The sequence below is a fragment of the Prochlorococcus sp. MIT 1304 genome, assembly GCF_047305015.1.
GTDB classification, from domain to species: domain Bacteria; phylum Cyanobacteriota; class Cyanobacteriia; order PCC-6307; family Cyanobiaceae; genus Prochlorococcus_A; species Prochlorococcus_A marinus_E.
Genome location: NZ_CP138974.1, coordinates 49,691 through 67,084, shown reverse-complemented (window position 1 = coordinate 67,084; position 17,394 = coordinate 49,691). Strand labels below are relative to the sequence as shown.

Here is a 17,394-nt window from a genome sequence, read left to right as displayed (position 1 = left end):
TTGTTACTATTATGAAAATAATTTTTAAATTTAATTACTTAATTGAAGTTGAATAAAAAATAAATATTCTGGAAAATTTAATAATCATTATAAAAAATTGGGGTCATCAATATATTAAATCAAATTCTTTTTCATATATTTCAACATAGTTTAGAAAATAATTTAGTATTTCTTTTTTAACAGATAAATTTTTTATCTTCATCAAGTTTTCCTCTCTAGAAGTCCTAATTTTATTTAGGTTTCTTGGAAGATTATATTTTTTATATTTGATTTTTTTAAATTTTTCTTTATTTAAAAAATGTTTATTGAAATTAAAAATTTGTAATTCTGGAGAGGAGACAAGTTTGTCAAAGTCAACAAATTTAATATTTTTATGATTATCAAATTTTTTCTTATTTTCTATTAATATTCTTGTATATGTAGCAATTGTCAAAAGAGTTAATTCCTCAAAAGAATTTCCAATTAAATCATATATATCTTTTTCTATAGACTTTAAAAACCAAGGAATTGAAAGTTTGTCTTTACTTTTACATAAAAGAATATCAAACATTGAAGGATTATCATAGAGATTTATATAGTATTCAAGTGTATGTTCAAAAACATCAATAGGGTTTCTTGATGAATGGGAATAATATAACTTTTCTCCATAAAGTTCGAGTAGTTTATTTAATGAACCTACGCTGCAGTGAATCATAATTGGTAAATTTATTTTCCCTGAAATAATTTTTCTAGATAGTATTTTTGAGTTATATTTTTTAAAACTATCCTTAATAATTCTGAAAAAGTCATAAAAATTTCTAGGGCCAGTAAGATCAGATAATCTTATATTCGAACATCTTGCAATTTGATTGTTAAAGATTAATAAATCTTTTCTTTGATTAATTATTGTTTTTAATCCCAAGTCACTTATCTCTCCACAATAATTTAATGCTAATGCATGTTCTATTGTCTCATCGATTATTGATTTTTCAAAAATTCTTAAATCATCAATAAGAGCGAATAAAAGCGACTTCCCAGATCCCCAGTAACCATCAATAATTATAACAAGTTCTGCAAGTTGAGGTTTGTCAATTATTATAAAGTCTTTATTCATTTGTCAAGATTTAATTTGTTTAGCTGTTTGATAATATAAAAATATAATTTTATATAGATACTTAATAAGAATGTTAAAAGATAAAAATTTCTCTAAATATACTCTTCACATAATACAAACAAAGAAACATGCGGAACACTATATTAAAAATTTTGGTAAAAATAAAAATGATTTAGTTTTCCCTATCTCTATTGATGCTTTATACACTATAGAAAAAAAGAATTTAAAATTTTTAAATTTTTATGATTTATGGGATACTAATAAAGAATCATACTATAAAGAATTTTATATAAAAAAGATTAATAATTTTATATATGATTTAGATTCAAGATTAGTCAAACAATCAAACAAATTTGAACATATAGCTGAAGGATTTAGATTTCAACTTGAGATAATTTTAGGAAATTTATTTTTTTTAAATCAATTTAAAAAAGAAATTTTAAGTTTTAATTTTAAAAGTATAATTTGTTATGAGTCTTTCATATTATCAAAATTTATTTATGACTTTAGACCAAATCCAAGAAAATTGATATTTAATATATTTGTTAATTCAAAAAACGAAAATTCAATAAAGAAAATTATATTTTTTCCAGAATTTTATATTTTAAAGGAAGAAATTGAGAATATATTGAAAAGTAAATTATGGAAGTATGTAAGAAGATTTTTTAAAAAATCAAAAAAATTTTCAGGAGTAAATCAATCTTCATATCTTCTTTTGGGTGGAGAATATGATTGGCCTATATATCTTGATAATAGAAAAATATTATTTTCAAGAATCAGTAGAGACTATAAATTCAATATTAAAAAGAATAAATATCTTTTTATAAAAAAAATCTTGTTCGATTTGTTTAAAAAGTATTTTTCTTTTAATTATCATTTTTATGATAATTTCTTATCAGAATTAATAGACAAAATATCGTTTGAAATGATTTACATAATATCAAAGAAAAATTATTGCATACAATTGTTAAATTCTAAGAAAGCTATAATCACTTCATGTGTTGTAGATCCGTTTGAATCTTATCTTTGTTTATTATTTAAATCTTATGGTAAAAATGTTATTTTATGGCAACATGGAGAAAACGGCTTTGTAAGTGAAAGGGATATATTAAATGAGTCGTCAGAATTAAGAGTATGCAATAAATACCTTGCTTACACGGAAAATATTGCATCAGTTCTGGAGAATTATTTTGATAAATTCTTAAAGATTCCAAACAAACCAAATTTTTATGCAGTTGGTTCAGTGCATAAAAAACCAAAAACTTTTTTAAATCCAAATCTTAATGAAAAAATTCTACTTTGTGTTGGAAAATTTTTTGGAGTTTCTCGTTTCTTTCAGGATTTGGGCGATCCTGATTTAAGACTTTATAAAATTCATAAATCTTTTTTAAAAATAGCAAAAAGGAATTGCAAAAAATATAAATTTGAAATTAAAGCAAATAATACTTTTATGTTCAATCATTTACCCTATGATTCAAATAACAGTTTTAATACAAACTATAAAAGTCGATTTATTGATTTGTTAAATCTTACAAGAGCAGTAATCCTAGATACACCAGCAACAACTTTAATTGAAGCTTCATGTACAAATGTTCCGATTTTCGCAATAAAGGGTAGATCTGAATATACAAATGAGTTTTATGAAATTTCTTCTAAAAGAGTTTGTTGGTGTGAAGATAATATGGAATTAGAATTTAAACTTCAAGAGTTTTTAAATAATGGAGTTTATGATGCAAATGTTGAAGATAAAAGTTTAGTTGAATCATATTTAGGAAATGATAGTTACGAAGTTATTTGGGAAAAGGTTGATAAAATATTGAACAGTTAGAATTGCTACAGCATATGGATCCCTAGTCGCAATTAGTTAGAAAGATAATTTAAAAAATATCTGACAAATTTTTATTAATTTTTACTTAGTAGAAGAGTGTAATTATTTTCCCTTCAAAAATTTTTATAAAAATTAACAGTAAATCTGTTTTTTAAAGTTGGTTGGGCTAAACATGTAGAATGAAAAATAATTTTTATATAAAAGTGTTTTCAAAAATAAACTCGCATAATGAATGGGACAAACTAAAAGAAATAATTGTAGGAACTTCTACAGGTACTATGGCAACACTAACATGGAAAAATAAGAAACAACCAAGCGAAGAATTACTTACTAAAGCTTATGATTTAGCTCAAAAGGCATGTCCAAAATGGTTCTATGATGAGGTAGAAGAAGACCTTAATAATTTGTCTTCAACCTTAGAGTCTCTAGGAGTTATTGTTCATCGTCCAAACCCATTTGATCTTACAGAAATGTATGGGACACCATTTTGGAAAACTACAAGTAATAACATTTATAATACTCGGGATCTTCATTTAGTTGTTGGAAATAGTGTTATTGAAAGTCCGTCCTATTTAGAATCTAGATATTATGAGCCAACTGCGCTTTATCCTATTTGGTATAAATATTTTGAATCAGGATTTAAATGGATAGCCGGTCCAAAACCCATGCTTAATTATGAAGTAAAACCTCCTTATTATAGGTCCGAAGATGATAGAGAGTTAACTGAAGAAGACAAGAAACATATTGAACTGACTGGAGGTAGGTTAGAGAAATTGCATAAATTAGCTGAAAAAGAAATAATTTTTGAAGCTGCAAATACTGTAAGAATGGGTAAAGATCTTCTTTACCTTATTTCCTCTTCAGGTAACGAGTTAGGAGCAAAATGGCTACAAAGTGTACTTGGAGATGAGTACAAAGTTCATACAACCAGAGATATTTATCGTTCTAGCCATATAGACTCTACGGTAATGTGTCTAAAGCCAGGACTTGTTCTTTTAAATGACACTAGAGTAAATGAAAAATCATGTCCAAATATTTTTAAAAGTTGGGATAAATTATATTTTTCTGATGTAGCTCCTACATCAGAAGCAGAATTAAAACATCAAAAAGAGGTAAGGGATCCAATAGGCTATGAATTAGAAGAAATGGGATTTCAGACTAATTTACATGATATGTCTTCTCCCTGGGTAGGTTTAAACTTTCTATCTGTAGATCCTCAAACCGTGATTGTTGATGAACGGCAAAGTGGATTAATAAAATTATTAGAAAGTAATAAGTTTGATGTAGTACCTATTAGAATGAGACATATTTATACTCAAGGTGGTGGTATTCATTGCGCAACCCTAGATACAGTAAGAGAGAGTAAATTAGAAAGTTATTTTTAAAATTTCTTTAATTAATTTATTATTTAATTTATTATTTAATTCTACTAAGAATATTAGAATGATCTTCTCTTGGTATCTCAAGAGAATTTTTGGTTTCTTTAATACTCATATTTGATCTAAATCCAACCTTTATCCCTATATCCTTCAAAATATCTAAGGTATCTCCATTATATCTGCCACATGGATGGGACATGGATTCTATTTTTTCTACATTAAGAACTTTCTTTAAATGATAAAGATTTTTTTGATACTCTTCATTTTGTTGTTGATAAGGTAAATTATCAATCTTAGTAGGATGACTATAAGAATGAAGTCCAATAATATGACCCTCTTGATGCATCTCTTTAAGTTGTGATGTTTTTATCCATAATTTTTTTGATGCTGAAGATTTATCAAAATTGCATTTATTCATAATCTTAAGCATTATTTGATCATAATTATATTCTTTTAAAACAACATCTCTTAAATATCTAAACCATTTATCTGAATTAGTATAAAAAGGAAAATGTGATAGATAATTTAAAGATTTATATTGTTCTAATTCTGAGTTGTATTTATCTCTAAAATTTGTTTTTACTATATCAAAGAATTGACTATAAAATTGATCTATACTTTGAAAATAATTTGAGCGAAAATATCTATAGATTTCCAATTTGGATGGATTATTAGAAAAAACTGATGAATAAATAAAGAAAAAAGCAGATATATTTCTTTGACGTAAAATTGGGATTGCAATATCATATTGTGATCTGAGGGCGTCGTCAAAAGTAAGGCAAATTTCATTTGGTTTTAGAGATTTATTTATTATTTTCTTTAGATATGAATTTGCATTAATTATTAGATATTTGCTTTGAAGATAATCAATTATTCTTTCAAAATCATTTTTATTTATACTTCCTTGAGAAGGTTTGTGATAATCACCATGAAAATGATGAAACATTACCCCAAATGAAGACATAAAAAACTAACTTCCTTTAATATTGTATTTTAAAAATATCATGGTTAATCGTTTAAAATTTAAAAAGAAATAAGCAGATTAGGGAATTTTGAAATAATCTCATAACACTATAAATATTAAATTGAAAAATCAATTTTTCGTATTTAATGGAAGTTTAATGTTAATTTTAGTGTCTTTTGTAATCAGAAATCAATTGTCTTTCAGACGACTCACATATTGTTGGGCAATTAAAGCCTGCTCCATGAATTAACTGATAAAAGAGAGAAAGTGTTAGAACTTCACTAGTATGAAATTCATTAACATCGAGAATAATGGTATTGTACTTCCCTGCTATTTTTGGTTTTTGGGCTGAAATTAGCAAGGCAGACATGTCATTCTCTATAGCAAGATCTAATGCTAGACAGATGTTTTTTGAGTATCCAGATGAAGATACTCCTATTATCATAGTTTCTTTTTTATTTTCTTCAGTCATAGATCTCATAGATATTGATAGCCAGTTTTTTACCCAAAGATCATGAGATGCATCATTAATCAATGAACTTGCAAGAATTCCACTACCTGGAGCGCTTGAATTTTTATTAGTTAAACGCGCTATATCAATGGCTCCATGGTCACAGACGGCTAAATTACCACCATTTCCCACAGTAAGTATATTTTTCGATTGGTTGAAATCTTTTTGTGCCTTTACCCATTGTTTAGTTCGAATAATACTATTGAACTTAATTGAAAAATCTTCAAAACCAGGAATTGCATCTGTTAAATTTGAAACTGTCATATTAAAGTTTTGTGTTTATGGATATTCTAAACATCTTTGGACTAATCTTGGACTTTTTAACAGAATTCAAATTTACTATAGTATAAAATTTGATATTCTATTCGAGACAAAATTAACTTTTAAGATGCAAATACCTCATTTATTAATTAATTAATCTTTATTTGTAACTCTACCGTAATAGTCTTCAATTCTTTTAATATCATCTTCTCCCAAATATGAACCTGTCTGAACTTCTATAATTATCAGTATTTCATTACCTGGATTTGATAGCCTGTGCAATGCTTTTTTAGGAATATAAGCACTCTCATTTTCATTCAGATAAAAAATATTTTCACTGATTTCAACTTTAGCAATACCTCTCACTACTATCCAATGTTCCGATCTGTGCTTATGTGATTGTAAAGAAAGCGATTGATTTGGCTTTACGATTATTTTTTTTACTTTCCATTTTTCATCTTCTACAAGTGATTCATAATTCCCCCATGGTCTATAAATTTTCTTATGCTCGAAGCCTTCTAAATTCTTTGTCTTATCAAATTGCTCAACTATATTTTTAACTTTTTGTGAAAATCTCTTATTTAGTACCAAAATAGCATCACTCGTTTCAATAAGGATTAATTCCTCTACACCTAGACCAACAACTAGTCTATTTTCAGAAATAAAAAGACTATTTTTTACTTCTTTTAGAATCACATTTCCTCTCTTCGAATTTCCATTTTTATCTTTTGTAGAATTCTCCCAAACTTGGTCCCAACTACCAATGTCGCGCCAATTAGCGTCCATTGGAATCATCGTTCCAAGTTTGGTTTTCTCCATAATGGAAATATCGATTGAGCTTTCTTTACAATTTGAAAAAATCTTTCTATCAATTCTTTGAAAATCTAAGTCTAAATTTTTGACATTTATCGATTTGGCACATATTTCATAGGTATTAGGAGCATGATTCTTTATTTCTTCTAAAATTTTTGTGGCCTTAAAAAGAAATATGCCGCTATTCCATACGTAGTGTTTATCTCGCACAAACTCTTTGGCTTTTTCATAATTAGGTTTTTCTACAAACTTTTTTATTTCATATCCTTTGATAATACCTGCCTCTAATTTTTCATTAGTTTTTATATAACCAAATCCTGTTTCAGCATAGGTTGGCATAATACCAAATGTTACCAACCTGCCATCATCAGCAAAAGACAAGCCTTCTTTAATGGATTCTTTGAAATTTTTTAAATTACCAATTTCATGATCTGATGAAAGTATTAGTAGTTTTGGATTAGTATTATTCTCTATAGCCTTCAGAGCAGCTAATGCAATAGCAGCAGTCGTGCCCTTTCCAAATGGTTCTAGTAAAATTGATTTAGGTTTTACACCTATAGACTTAACTTGTTCTGCAGTTATAAATCTATGCTCCTCATTACAAATTAATATTGGATTATCAATATTGTCAAAATTAGATAATCTTTTAATTGTTTTTTGTAAAAGAGAAAAACTTGATTGACTTGAAAAAGAAATAAACTGTTTCGGGTAACTTGATCTAGAAAGTGGCCATAATCTACTCCCTCTTCCTCCACAAAGTATTACGGGTAATATATCTTTTTTATGCATTAATTTAAAGAAATAATAAAAACGATTAAAAATGTTTTTTGCATATTAACCTAATTTAAAATTAAATTTTCTTAATCAATTTCCAAGGTTTGAATATTTTTGATTTAGTTATAATTTCATATTCAGCTTCTTTTTCTAATATGATTTCTGAAGTTGTCCAAGCATATTGATTATGCTTTAGAAAACTAATATCGTCTATACCATTTCCAATTTTGGGCATAAACAAAGCAATCTTAATAATCTTAGAATGAGATTCAGCGTTTGATGCCTCTTGATTAACAAATTCTATTTTTTCTTCAATTAATTTTTCATCCTTTACTAATCTCTCACTTTCCAATCTAAGGTCTTTACTTCTATCATTTAATAATCCTGATTGGACAATTAGTGACATCAATAAATATGGACCTAAAATAATTATTAAAAGTTTTTGTTTTAAATTTTTTGTAAAATTAAAAGAGTACCAAATTATTGAAAATGTTAAAAAACTAATATATAAAAAAATCTCTTGCTGCTTATCTAAATTAATGTTTATGAAATCAAATCTGACTCCAATAACTAAGATAATAAACATTATTGGAATGAAATTAAAATGAAAATTTTTAATAAATTTGAAAATTATGTTTTGGTTCTCAATAGTGGTTTTTATGCCTAAGAATGTATTAATTGCTAATAAAGGTAGTATTTGAATTGGATAATATGGTGTTTTAGTAGAGAAAATACTCAATAAAAATAAAATAGTTAATGGATAAAAAAATAAAAAATATTTTATATTAGGATTTGTTGTTTTGAGGTTTATAGCCAGGCCAACTGTAGAAAAGATAGACCATGGAAATATATTTAGTGGTAAATTCCATAAATAATAAAATGTAGATTTTGTGAATGTATTATTTCCGGAAAGTGTAAGAACCTTTTCATATAATCCGTTATAAACTGGAAAGCCGTATAGCAATATAATTTTATAGCTCCAAAATAGAAAAGGTAATATGCCAAGTAATGAACCTATCCAAAAATATCTTCTTAAAATTATTTTATTTTCAATCCAAAATGGTAAAATAGCGATTATTGGTAAAACGGTCATATAAGTTTTCATCATTATGGCGAGTCCAATCCAAAAGCCAGAAAAGAAAAAATAAATATTCTTTTTCTGGATTTTGGATTTTAAGGAATAATAAATTCCAAAAGTTATCATTGAACTAAAAATCATATCCTGAGTTGCCATATGGGCATAATTAATCCAAAGGAAAAAAGTACTTAATATAATTGGCGAAATAATTGAGTATTTTTTATCTAAGATCTCTCTATGGATTTTGTAAGTAAGATAAATATTAATTATTGCAGCTAATGAAGTAGGCAAAGATATTGAAAATTCATTTTTACCAAAAACTTTTTGAGATAAAGCAATTAAAAATTGAATGCCAATAGTCCTATCAAAAGTTACTTCTCCCCACCACTGAGGTATAAGCCAGTTTCCTGTTTCAAGTATCCATCTTGCTTGGAGTGCATAATATCCTTCGTCAGTACTTATTAAACTACGATCGCCCAAATAAAGTAATAATGGCAAAAATATTAAAGGCCAAAAATTTTTTATATTTTTAACTGATTCCAATTCTTGATCGATTTATAATTTATCAAATTAATGCTAGTTCATATTAATTAATAATCATCTTTAAAGAAATTCTTTTTCATAAAAGAAAGTAGCTTAATTAAGTATTTTTCTAATTTTAAATATTTAAAAATTTTTCATACTAATTTTTTTATTTCTCATTATTTGAAAGAGGCCAAATAAATTGCTTAACAATAAATATTTATCCTAAAAGCTAAAAATATATAGATTTTTATGAATTTAGTATATTAATGAAATAACTCATTTTCATTAATTTATGAGAATAGATTTTGAGTTATTAGAAGATTTAAAAGCAGTAGTCTTAAAAAATCCCTCTTAAATTTAAAAAAGGAGCATAATGTGCGAATCTGCCATATTTTTGATAATAGGAAAATCCCTTTTTCACTAATCAATATATGGAAATGTTTTTAAAGAGTATTTTGGTCAGATGATAATTTGGAACTAGAGAATTATCCTGGATTGAATTTAGGTTTAATAGAGAATGGGTCTAAACTGACTTCAAAAAGATCTCTATTAGTATGTTTTAGAATAATTTTATGAAATTCTTCTTTGCTCATTTGATAATAATTAAGATAAGATTCCTCTAATTCTGCCGGATATAATCCATCGTATAATGATACAAGTCTTAAGCCTTGTTCTCTTGTCATAGCTCCTCTTCTAATTTCAATTCCTGCATCTTGCGTAGCTCTACCAAAGCCTAGTTTTACATACATTAAATATGTATGAAGAGGATATAAAAGTGAGTCATTCTGAGAAAAATTTGTAAAGGTACCTTGATTTCCTTCTTCTTTTTCTCTTAATCCACAATATTTTGCGGCGGTAACATAATTTCTATATGAGTCCCAATTTTCATAATATGACCAAGTTGTAATAAAAGTTTTTGCCTTTTTAAGATCTTCATCTGATGGATATTCAAACATATATGAATATTTTTTTAATTCTTCAGGTAATAAGTTAATTATTTTTTCGGCTCCACCTTCAAACCAAACTTTTTTTTGATACGGGATATCTATTATTGGATTATTTTTTGTCTCAGTAGATCCTCCATATTCAACTTCACCGTCCTCCCCATAAAATATTAATGGGATATTCATACTTACAGCTAATCTAATGACAGCTGTTTGAATCGCTATTAACCAGCCATAATATGGAAATCCCAATTCTCTAAACCCTATAAGATTAAGTTGTCTAAGAGTTTCATAATGAGGATTGATTTCAATTAAATCGAATCCGCTTTTTGCAAAGTTTTTAAGATTTTCTTGACCCAGTGAAGTTGCCAGATGTGGGTTAACAGTTATGCATAAGGGGTTTTTTTTATATCTAGTTCTTAATGTATGAGCTATGTATGAACCATCTTTACCGCCGCTTACTGGCACTACGCAGTCAAAAGAGTTATTAAAACTATAATCTTCTAAAATTCTTACAAGTTCTTTTTCTCTGACACTCCAATTAAGTATTTTTTTTTCCTCTTTCCATTGACATGCATTACATATTGAATCGGAATTGAATTCAATTCGAGGTCTTGTGGACATATTTAAACAGCTTTTACACCAAAAAACCATAATTAAAAATCAACTAAAATAATTCTACCAAGGCGTTAATTCAAAATTCATTTTCCTTAGCTCTTGACGAGCTTCTGAAAAAGCATCTCCAATAAAATTTAAGAGGTTAGATGTCGCTACTGCGCTAATTGAATCAAATTTGAGACATTCGGCCATATGTATGGAAGAACCAAATCCTCCACTAGCAATTAATGGCATATTCAATTTTGGAATTGCATTTAAATATTCTGTATTATGTCCAAAACCTGTACCGTCTCTGTCAATTTGATTAATGATTAGTTCACCCATAAGATTCTTTTCATTTAATGAATAAACTATTTTCTTCAAATTAGAAACTTTTTCTAAAGAAGAATTAATGAAAATATCATAATTTTGGGAATTTATGTCAAACTGAACCACAATTGACTGAACTCCATATAAATCTCGTATTTCTTTTAATAAATTTTGATCTTGAAAAAAAGCTCTTGATATTAGTATTTTATCGGCGCCAAAATTGAAGAGTTCTTTTGCATTCTCTATACTTCTTATTTTCCCCCCAATAGTAATTGGTAAGAACGTTTTTGATAAAAGTAGAGATATATCATTGAAAAATTTGTTATTGTATGCCTCTTCCCAATTTTTTTCAGAGAGATTTATTATAAGAATCTCATCAGAGCAATTAGCAATATTAGAAAAACCAAAAGTCTTTATCATCCAATTTATATCTCCTACTTTTTGTAATCTAAAATTCCTACTAAGAAAGAAAAAGCCTTCTTTATAAAGTAAAGTGAAAAAAGTGCGTTTAATCATTTATAAAGAAATAAATTTTCTAAGTAAATCCAAACCTTTTAGTTGACTTTTTTCTGGATGAAACTGAAAGCCCCAGAGGTTTTTATGTTGAAAACCTATAATTAATTCTTCTCCCCCAATAATTACCTTTTGAACATTTTGGGGTGGGTTTTTAAATCTTAAAGCATAACTATGAACAAAATAATAGCAATTATCTTTTAAGTTTAGTTCTGAAGAATCATAAGATAATTTTTGAAATCCTACATTTGGTATTTTTATTTCATTTGGATCAATTATTTTGCTTAAATGTTCGCAATCCGCATCTAAAAAACCGAATCCTTTTGATTGCCCCCCTTCTGTTCCTCCTTTTGAAAAAAGTTGGTAACCTAAACATATACCCAGTAGAGGCCTCTCCATTGCAAAGTGAGATAATGTTATTTCTTCTATACTTTTAGATATTTTAAAGATATAGTCAGATCCTTTTTTAAATGATCCGACTCCTGGCAAAACAAGATGAGAACAATTATTTTTATCATTATCTCTTAGGATTTTCGTTTCGCAGCCAATAAATGAAAAAGCTTTTGTTATGGAGCCTAAATTGCCACAGTTATAGTCAATTATTCCAACCTTAGGATTCATCTCAAATAATTGTATGGTTAGAAGTTTAACATTAACTTATTAAAAAGATTATGCTAAAACGAAATTTTTAATCTATTAAATAAAAATAATTAAGTTTTACCCTAAGAACTCTTTTATATTTTCTGAAAGCTGCCATTCAGGAACAAACTCTGATAAGTTTTGAAAGACTTGTGTTTCATCAAAATTATCAATATGAATTATTAAATCTTCAAATTTTTGAGAAAAATTAAATTTAAACTCAGCATTTTCGTATGCTTTGTATATTAAAGGATGTTCTGTTTTCTCTGAATTTGATTTAATTAAAATTTCTTCGAAGAGTTTCTCACCTGGTCTAAGTCCTGTATAAATAATTTCTATATCACCATTAGGTGTTTGCTCTGTCTTTTCTTCCAAGCCACTTAATTGGATCATCTCTTTAGCTAAATCCAATATCTTAACAGGGAATCCCATGTCAAGAACGAATACTTCACCTCCTTTGCTAATACTAGAAGATTGAATTACCAATTGAGCAGCTTCTTTTATAGTCATAAAGTATCTAATAATTTCAGGATGAGTAATAGTTATTGGACCACCCTTACTAATTTGTTTTTTAAAAAGTGGAACTACTGATCCTGATGAACCCAAAACATTTCCAAATCTGACAATAGAGAATTCAGAAGGATTTTGATGGATAGTTTTCGCTTGATAATCTAAAAAAATTAGTTCGCATAATCTTTTTGAAGCTCCCATTATATTTGTTGGGCGGACTGCTTTATCAGATGAAACCAAGACTACCTTTTGTATTTTTTTTAAAAAGGAAACCTCGCAAATATTTTTTGTACTGAGAAGATTATTTTTTAAACCATTAATTGGATTTTTTTCTACTAATGGAACATGTTTATATGCCGCTGCATGAAAAATACAGTCAACTTTATTATTATCAAATACATTCTTAACAGAATTAAGATCACATAAATTTGCTAAATAGGGCTTGATCTCTGAATTACTATCTATTGATTTAAGCTCTTCGTTGATTCGGTAAAGGTTCCATTCACTATTGTCAATTAATATAATGCTTGATGGGTTGTACTCTAACGCAGATTTGCAAATCTCAGCTCCAATAGACCCTCCTGCTCCAGTAACGCATATATTTTTGTTTTCGATACTTTCTTTAAGTAATTTTTTATTTGGAACTACTGGATTTCTTCCCAATAAGTCTGTAATGTTTAATGGTTTAAGTAAGTCTATATTTGACTTGCCACTGGTGATGTCTTCTAGAGAGGGGACAATTTGTAATTTTATTCCGTGATTTTTAACTTTTTTAATAATTTCGGTTTTTCTTTCCCAACTGATTGAAGGTATTGCTAGATATATAAAATCAATTTTGTTTTTATACTTTTTTAGTATTGAAGGCTCAAAAATAGAGGTTTCTCCAATTTTTCTGTTGTGTAGATTTTTATTGTCATCTACAAAAAAAATTACTTTCTTACTTTTTGAATATTTTAGAGATGCGAACAGTTCAATTCCAGCAGAACCTGCACCATAAATCACGATTGATTCATATTTATTCCTTTTTTGAGATTCGAATTTTATCGTGAATAATATTAAATCGGTCAGAAATACTCGTGAGACTATGATAAATATGGTTAAAAGAGCTAGTAAGGTTATGTAAAAGTTATTATTTAATGATGAATTACTTAATAGTTTTACTTTAATAAAAATAAGAAATACTAACGTAATATTCCGAATCAAAATTTTATATATAGAGCTGTTAACTGTATACTTTGTTATTGGTTTATATTGCCCACTTATGAAATATATTATTATCCCAGCAATTGTTGAGAATGATATTATATCAGCTTTAAAAGATTGAATTAAATCATGATTTGTAAGTAATAAACTTAAAAAAAAAGCAAAATTTATAATAATTATATCTAAAATTATTAGAACAGATCTTCTGATGTATTTATTTTTAGAGACTTTCGCCAGTAAATTAAGAATTATCATTATTCATTAATCACCATACTTTAATTTGTCTATCACTTAATCTTTTCTAAATGGTAATGCAAATAATCGATTAAGAAATAAACCTATCATTAGTTCAAGTATTACACAAGAAATAACTCCTATTAATCCTACACTCTCATAAGCAATAGAATTTATTAATATTGAGATTGAAAAAATTAAAGCTATTTTTTTCTTGCTGCAACCATTTGAAATCATCCTTTGATAAAAATGTTTTTTGTGAGGTTTGAATATTTTTTTTCTTTCATAAAAGAACCTAAGAATTAATGTAAAAAGGGCATCAATATAAAGTGGGCTTAATATAAGAAACAGGCCCATTGCGTTATTGAATGTTTTTTGACCAAAGCATATTGCTACAAGAAGTGAGCCTAAGTAAGTACTACCAGAATCTCCCATGAAAATTTTTGCGGGAGACCAATTGAAAATTAGAAACGCTAATAATGACAGAGAAAATGGAAGATATAAAATGTTATGAAATAATGCTAAATAAACAAAAAAGATAAAGAAAACTCCTCCAACTAGTCCATCAGAACCATCCATGAAATTTGTAAAATTTATAATTGCTGTCGAAAAAAAAGTAAGTGTAAAAAGGATTAAAAAAGAAGTTACATTTACATCTTTGTAATTTATAAAACTAATTAATCTTAAATTATTTAATAAAAGAATACTTACAAAAATTTGAAATAAAATTCTTATTTTTGAAGATAATTTAAAAATATCATCAAAAAAACCTAATACTAATAATGGAGATGAAATTATCATGGTTTGCATTCCAAAAAAGAAGCTAGATAATAGTGCTATTAAGCCAAAAACAATACCACCACTCGTAGGGGTTTCTTTTGTATGTAGATTACGAAAACTTGTTGGTCTATCTAAAAGTATTTTCAGTTTTTTGTCAGTTAAATAAATATATTGTTTATATAAATAATAAGAAAAAATGAAAATTAATATTGAGAAAAATACAATCATCAACAATTTTTATATTTATTAAATTTATAGTATTAATATTATATTTATATATTCAATTCATGCTTAATATTTAGAGAAATATAAAATTAATTTATACTATGTACGCAAATTTAAATTCTATTTATTTAATATAATAGTCATGAAAGAAAAAATCTTAATATCTGGTTGTACAGGTTTGACTGGCAAATACGCAACTCTTAAAATATTAAATAAATATAAGAATATTGAAGTGATAGGTTTTTCTAGAGATATTAATAAATCTTTCTCAAGTAATTCATTCACTTTTTTACAAGGCGATGCAAATAAAACGTCATTTTGGCGAGAATTACTTAAAAAGTTTAGACCTAATACAATTCTAATTAATTCAAATATTAGGCATTTTTTACCTTTCCTAGAAGCTATAGATACTTTAGATATAGAAGAATTTCCTAGAGTTGTTATAGTCTCTACTACTGGTATTTTTTCTAAATTCAACTCATATAATTTTTTATATAAACAAATAGAGGGTAAAATTAAATCTTATAGAGGCAATTTCTTGATCTTAAGACCTTCACTAATTTATGGTTCAAAAAACGATAAAAATATCTCAAAATTAATTAGGTTTGTACATAAATTTAGATTTTCATTTTCTTTTGGGAGTGGCTTGAATTATTTTCAACCAATTTTTTATAAAGATTTAGGTTGGGCTATTTCAGAGGTTTTACTTAATAAAAATATTTCTGGTGAATATAATCTTACTGGAAAAAACTGCATCACTTTTATTGAGATTCTTAAATTAATTAGCTTTAATCTTAAAAAAAATCTTATTAATATAAAACTTCCTTTGAAATTAACTGGAAATATATTGCTTTTTGTTGAGAAATATTTGAGGTTTACTATTCTTCCTATTACGAGTGAACAAGTTTTCCGAATGTCTGAAAATAAATGCTACAGTCATTTAAAAGCAAAAGAAGACTTCGGATTTGAGCCTATTAGTTTTCAAGATGGTATTAAGTTACAAATTGATGAAATGATCGTGCAAGGAGATTTATGAAAAGAAAAATATGTCAATTATGTGGAGTTCAATTTACCTATGAGAAATTTTTAAAAAATCTATGTTCTGAATTGGTTAGTCATAATTATGAAGTGACTTCAATTTTTAAATGGGATGAAATTGAAATCATGCCTGAACAAAAGGGAGTCAAATTTAAAAATATTTTTTTTGAAAGAAAAATTTCTTTTTTTTCATTAATCAAGACTACTTATCAATTATTTAAGTATTTTCAAAAAGAAAAATTTGACATAATTGAGATTCATACTCCTTCTGCATCAATTCCTGGGAGGATTGCAGCAAAACTTGCAAGAATTAAAGTCGTTATTTATAAAGTTCATGGTTATTATTTTCATGAAAATATGAATTTTTTTAATAAAATGTTTCATATTTATATAGAGTTTTTCCTTGCAAAATTAACTGATTATATTTTTACTGTTTCTAAAGAAGATGAAATATTTTCTAAAGTATTTGGATTCAAGAAAACAGAGAAAATTTTTTACATTGGCAATGGAGTTAATAAGAATTTTTTTTATCCGGCCTCTAAATTAGATATTACGAATGCTAAGGCTGATTTTGGAGTTAGTGATGATTTATTTATTATTGGAATAGTCTGTAGATTAGTAGATGAGAAGGGATTATTAGAATTATTCAAAGCCTTTGATATTATTGCTCGAAATAACAAAAGTATAGGATTATTTGTTTGTGGGAATAAATTAAAAAGCGACTATAAAAAAGGTTTAGAAAAAGAACTTGAAATTTTAAAAGATAAATATGAAAATAGAATTTTTACACCTGGTCATGTAAAAGATGTTTATAGGGTATATAGAGTTATGGATTTATTCTGTCTCCCTTCATATAGAGAAGGGCTTCCATACACCTTATTAGAGGCAATGATGTCGGGTATTCCAGTAGTAGCAAGTAATATTAGAGGAAATAGAGAAATTATTACTCATAATAAAAATGGCCTTCTTTGCAAACCAAAAAGTGTTTATTCATTAAAAAATGCACTGGAGGAACTTATTGAAAATAAAAATAAAAGGGATGAATTTTCTAAAGAAGCTCTAAATAACGTTTTGGAAAATTACGATTCAGCCAAAGTTTTAGACAGAGAAATTAAACTTATTGATAAATTAAGCTTAAAGTTTTTTTGAAAAGTT

Annotated in this window: 14 protein-coding genes; 4 read left to right on the top strand and 10 right to left on the bottom strand. The window is 26.7% G+C overall.

The features are described from left to right. Positions 1–106 precede the first annotated feature (106 nt). A complete protein-coding gene (locus SIB45_RS00335; protein ID WP_011863370.1) occupies positions 107–1,093 on the bottom strand; it encodes a P-loop NTPase fold protein in 987 nt (328 codons plus the stop codon). A 70-nt stretch (positions 1,094–1,163) separates the two neighbouring features. Between SIB45_RS00335 and SIB45_RS00330 the strand changes: the two genes are divergently transcribed. After that, on the top strand, positions 1,164–2,921 hold the full coding sequence (locus tag SIB45_RS00330; RefSeq protein ID WP_011863369.1) for a hypothetical protein: 1,758 nt from the start codon (positions 1,164–1,166) through the stop codon (positions 2,919–2,921). Between the two features lie 179 nt (positions 2,922–3,100). Then, positions 3,101–4,306 carry a hypothetical protein gene (locus tag SIB45_RS00325; protein WP_011863368.1) on the top strand — a complete coding sequence of 402 codons (1,206 nt, stop codon included), beginning with the start codon at positions 3,101–3,103 and terminating at the stop codon, positions 4,304–4,306. A gap of 31 nt (positions 4,307–4,337) precedes the next feature. Here SIB45_RS00325 and SIB45_RS00320 read toward each other — a convergent pair whose 3' ends face one another. The 9 genes from SIB45_RS00320 to SIB45_RS00280 all read right to left on the bottom strand — a co-directional run bounded on the left by SIB45_RS00320 (position 4,338) and on the right by SIB45_RS00280 (position 15,204). After that, a complete protein-coding gene (locus SIB45_RS00320) occupies positions 4,338–5,264 on the bottom strand; it encodes a polysaccharide deacetylase family protein (RefSeq protein ID WP_011863367.1) in 927 nt (308 codons plus the stop codon). Between the two features lie 166 nt (positions 5,265–5,430). Beyond that, positions 5,431–6,039 carry a hypothetical protein gene (locus tag SIB45_RS00315; RefSeq protein WP_011863366.1) on the bottom strand — a complete coding sequence of 203 codons (609 nt, stop codon included), beginning with the start codon at positions 6,037–6,039 and terminating at the stop codon, positions 5,431–5,433. A 150-nt stretch (positions 6,040–6,189) separates the two neighbouring features. Then, positions 6,190–7,638 (bottom strand): mannose-1-phosphate guanylyltransferase/mannose-6-phosphate isomerase, encoded by a 1,449-nt coding sequence (locus SIB45_RS00310; protein ID WP_011863365.1) that lies wholly within the window; start codon positions 7,636–7,638, stop codon positions 6,190–6,192. A 61-nt stretch (positions 7,639–7,699) separates the two neighbouring features. Next, a complete protein-coding gene (locus tag SIB45_RS00305) occupies positions 7,700–9,244 on the bottom strand; it encodes an ArnT family glycosyltransferase (protein ID WP_011863364.1) in 1,545 nt (514 codons plus the stop codon). A gap of 467 nt (positions 9,245–9,711) precedes the next feature. Further along, positions 9,712–10,794 (bottom strand): N-acetyl sugar amidotransferase, encoded by a 1,083-nt coding sequence (locus tag SIB45_RS00300; RefSeq protein ID WP_413682129.1) that lies wholly within the window; start codon positions 10,792–10,794, stop codon positions 9,712–9,714. A gap of 54 nt (positions 10,795–10,848) precedes the next feature. Beyond that, positions 10,849–11,517: a HisA/HisF-related TIM barrel protein gene (locus SIB45_RS00295; protein ID WP_011863362.1), complete on the bottom strand. Its 669-nt coding sequence runs from the start codon at positions 11,515–11,517 to the stop codon at positions 10,849–10,851. A 96-nt stretch (positions 11,518–11,613) separates the two neighbouring features. Further along, positions 11,614–12,231, bottom strand: coding sequence for an imidazole glycerol phosphate synthase subunit HisH (hisH, locus tag SIB45_RS00290; RefSeq protein ID WP_413682128.1), 618 nt, complete (start codon positions 12,229–12,231; stop codon positions 11,614–11,616). A 96-nt stretch (positions 12,232–12,327) separates the two neighbouring features. Then, on the bottom strand, positions 12,328–14,217 hold the full coding sequence (locus SIB45_RS00285; RefSeq protein WP_011863360.1) for a polysaccharide biosynthesis protein: 1,890 nt from the start codon (positions 14,215–14,217) through the stop codon (positions 12,328–12,330). A gap of 36 nt (positions 14,218–14,253) precedes the next feature. Further along, positions 14,254–15,204 carry an MraY family glycosyltransferase gene (locus SIB45_RS00280; RefSeq protein ID WP_041484716.1) on the bottom strand — a complete coding sequence of 317 codons (951 nt, stop codon included), beginning with the start codon at positions 15,202–15,204 and terminating at the stop codon, positions 14,254–14,256. A 139-nt stretch (positions 15,205–15,343) separates the two neighbouring features. On the opposite strand from SIB45_RS00280, the gene SIB45_RS00275 reads away from it, so the two are divergent. Both SIB45_RS00275 and SIB45_RS00270 read left to right on the top strand, forming a co-directional pair. Further along, the gene (locus tag SIB45_RS00275) at positions 15,344–16,237 is read left to right on the top strand and encodes an NAD-dependent epimerase/dehydratase family protein (protein WP_011863358.1); all 894 of its coding nucleotides are present in this window, start codon (positions 15,344–15,346) and stop codon (positions 16,235–16,237) included. After that, positions 16,234–17,388, top strand: coding sequence for a glycosyltransferase family 4 protein (locus SIB45_RS00270; RefSeq protein ID WP_011863357.1), 1,155 nt, complete (start codon positions 16,234–16,236; stop codon positions 17,386–17,388). Before SIB45_RS00275 ends, SIB45_RS00270 begins: the two co-directional genes overlap by 4 nt. Positions 17,389–17,394: the final 6 nt, after the last annotated feature.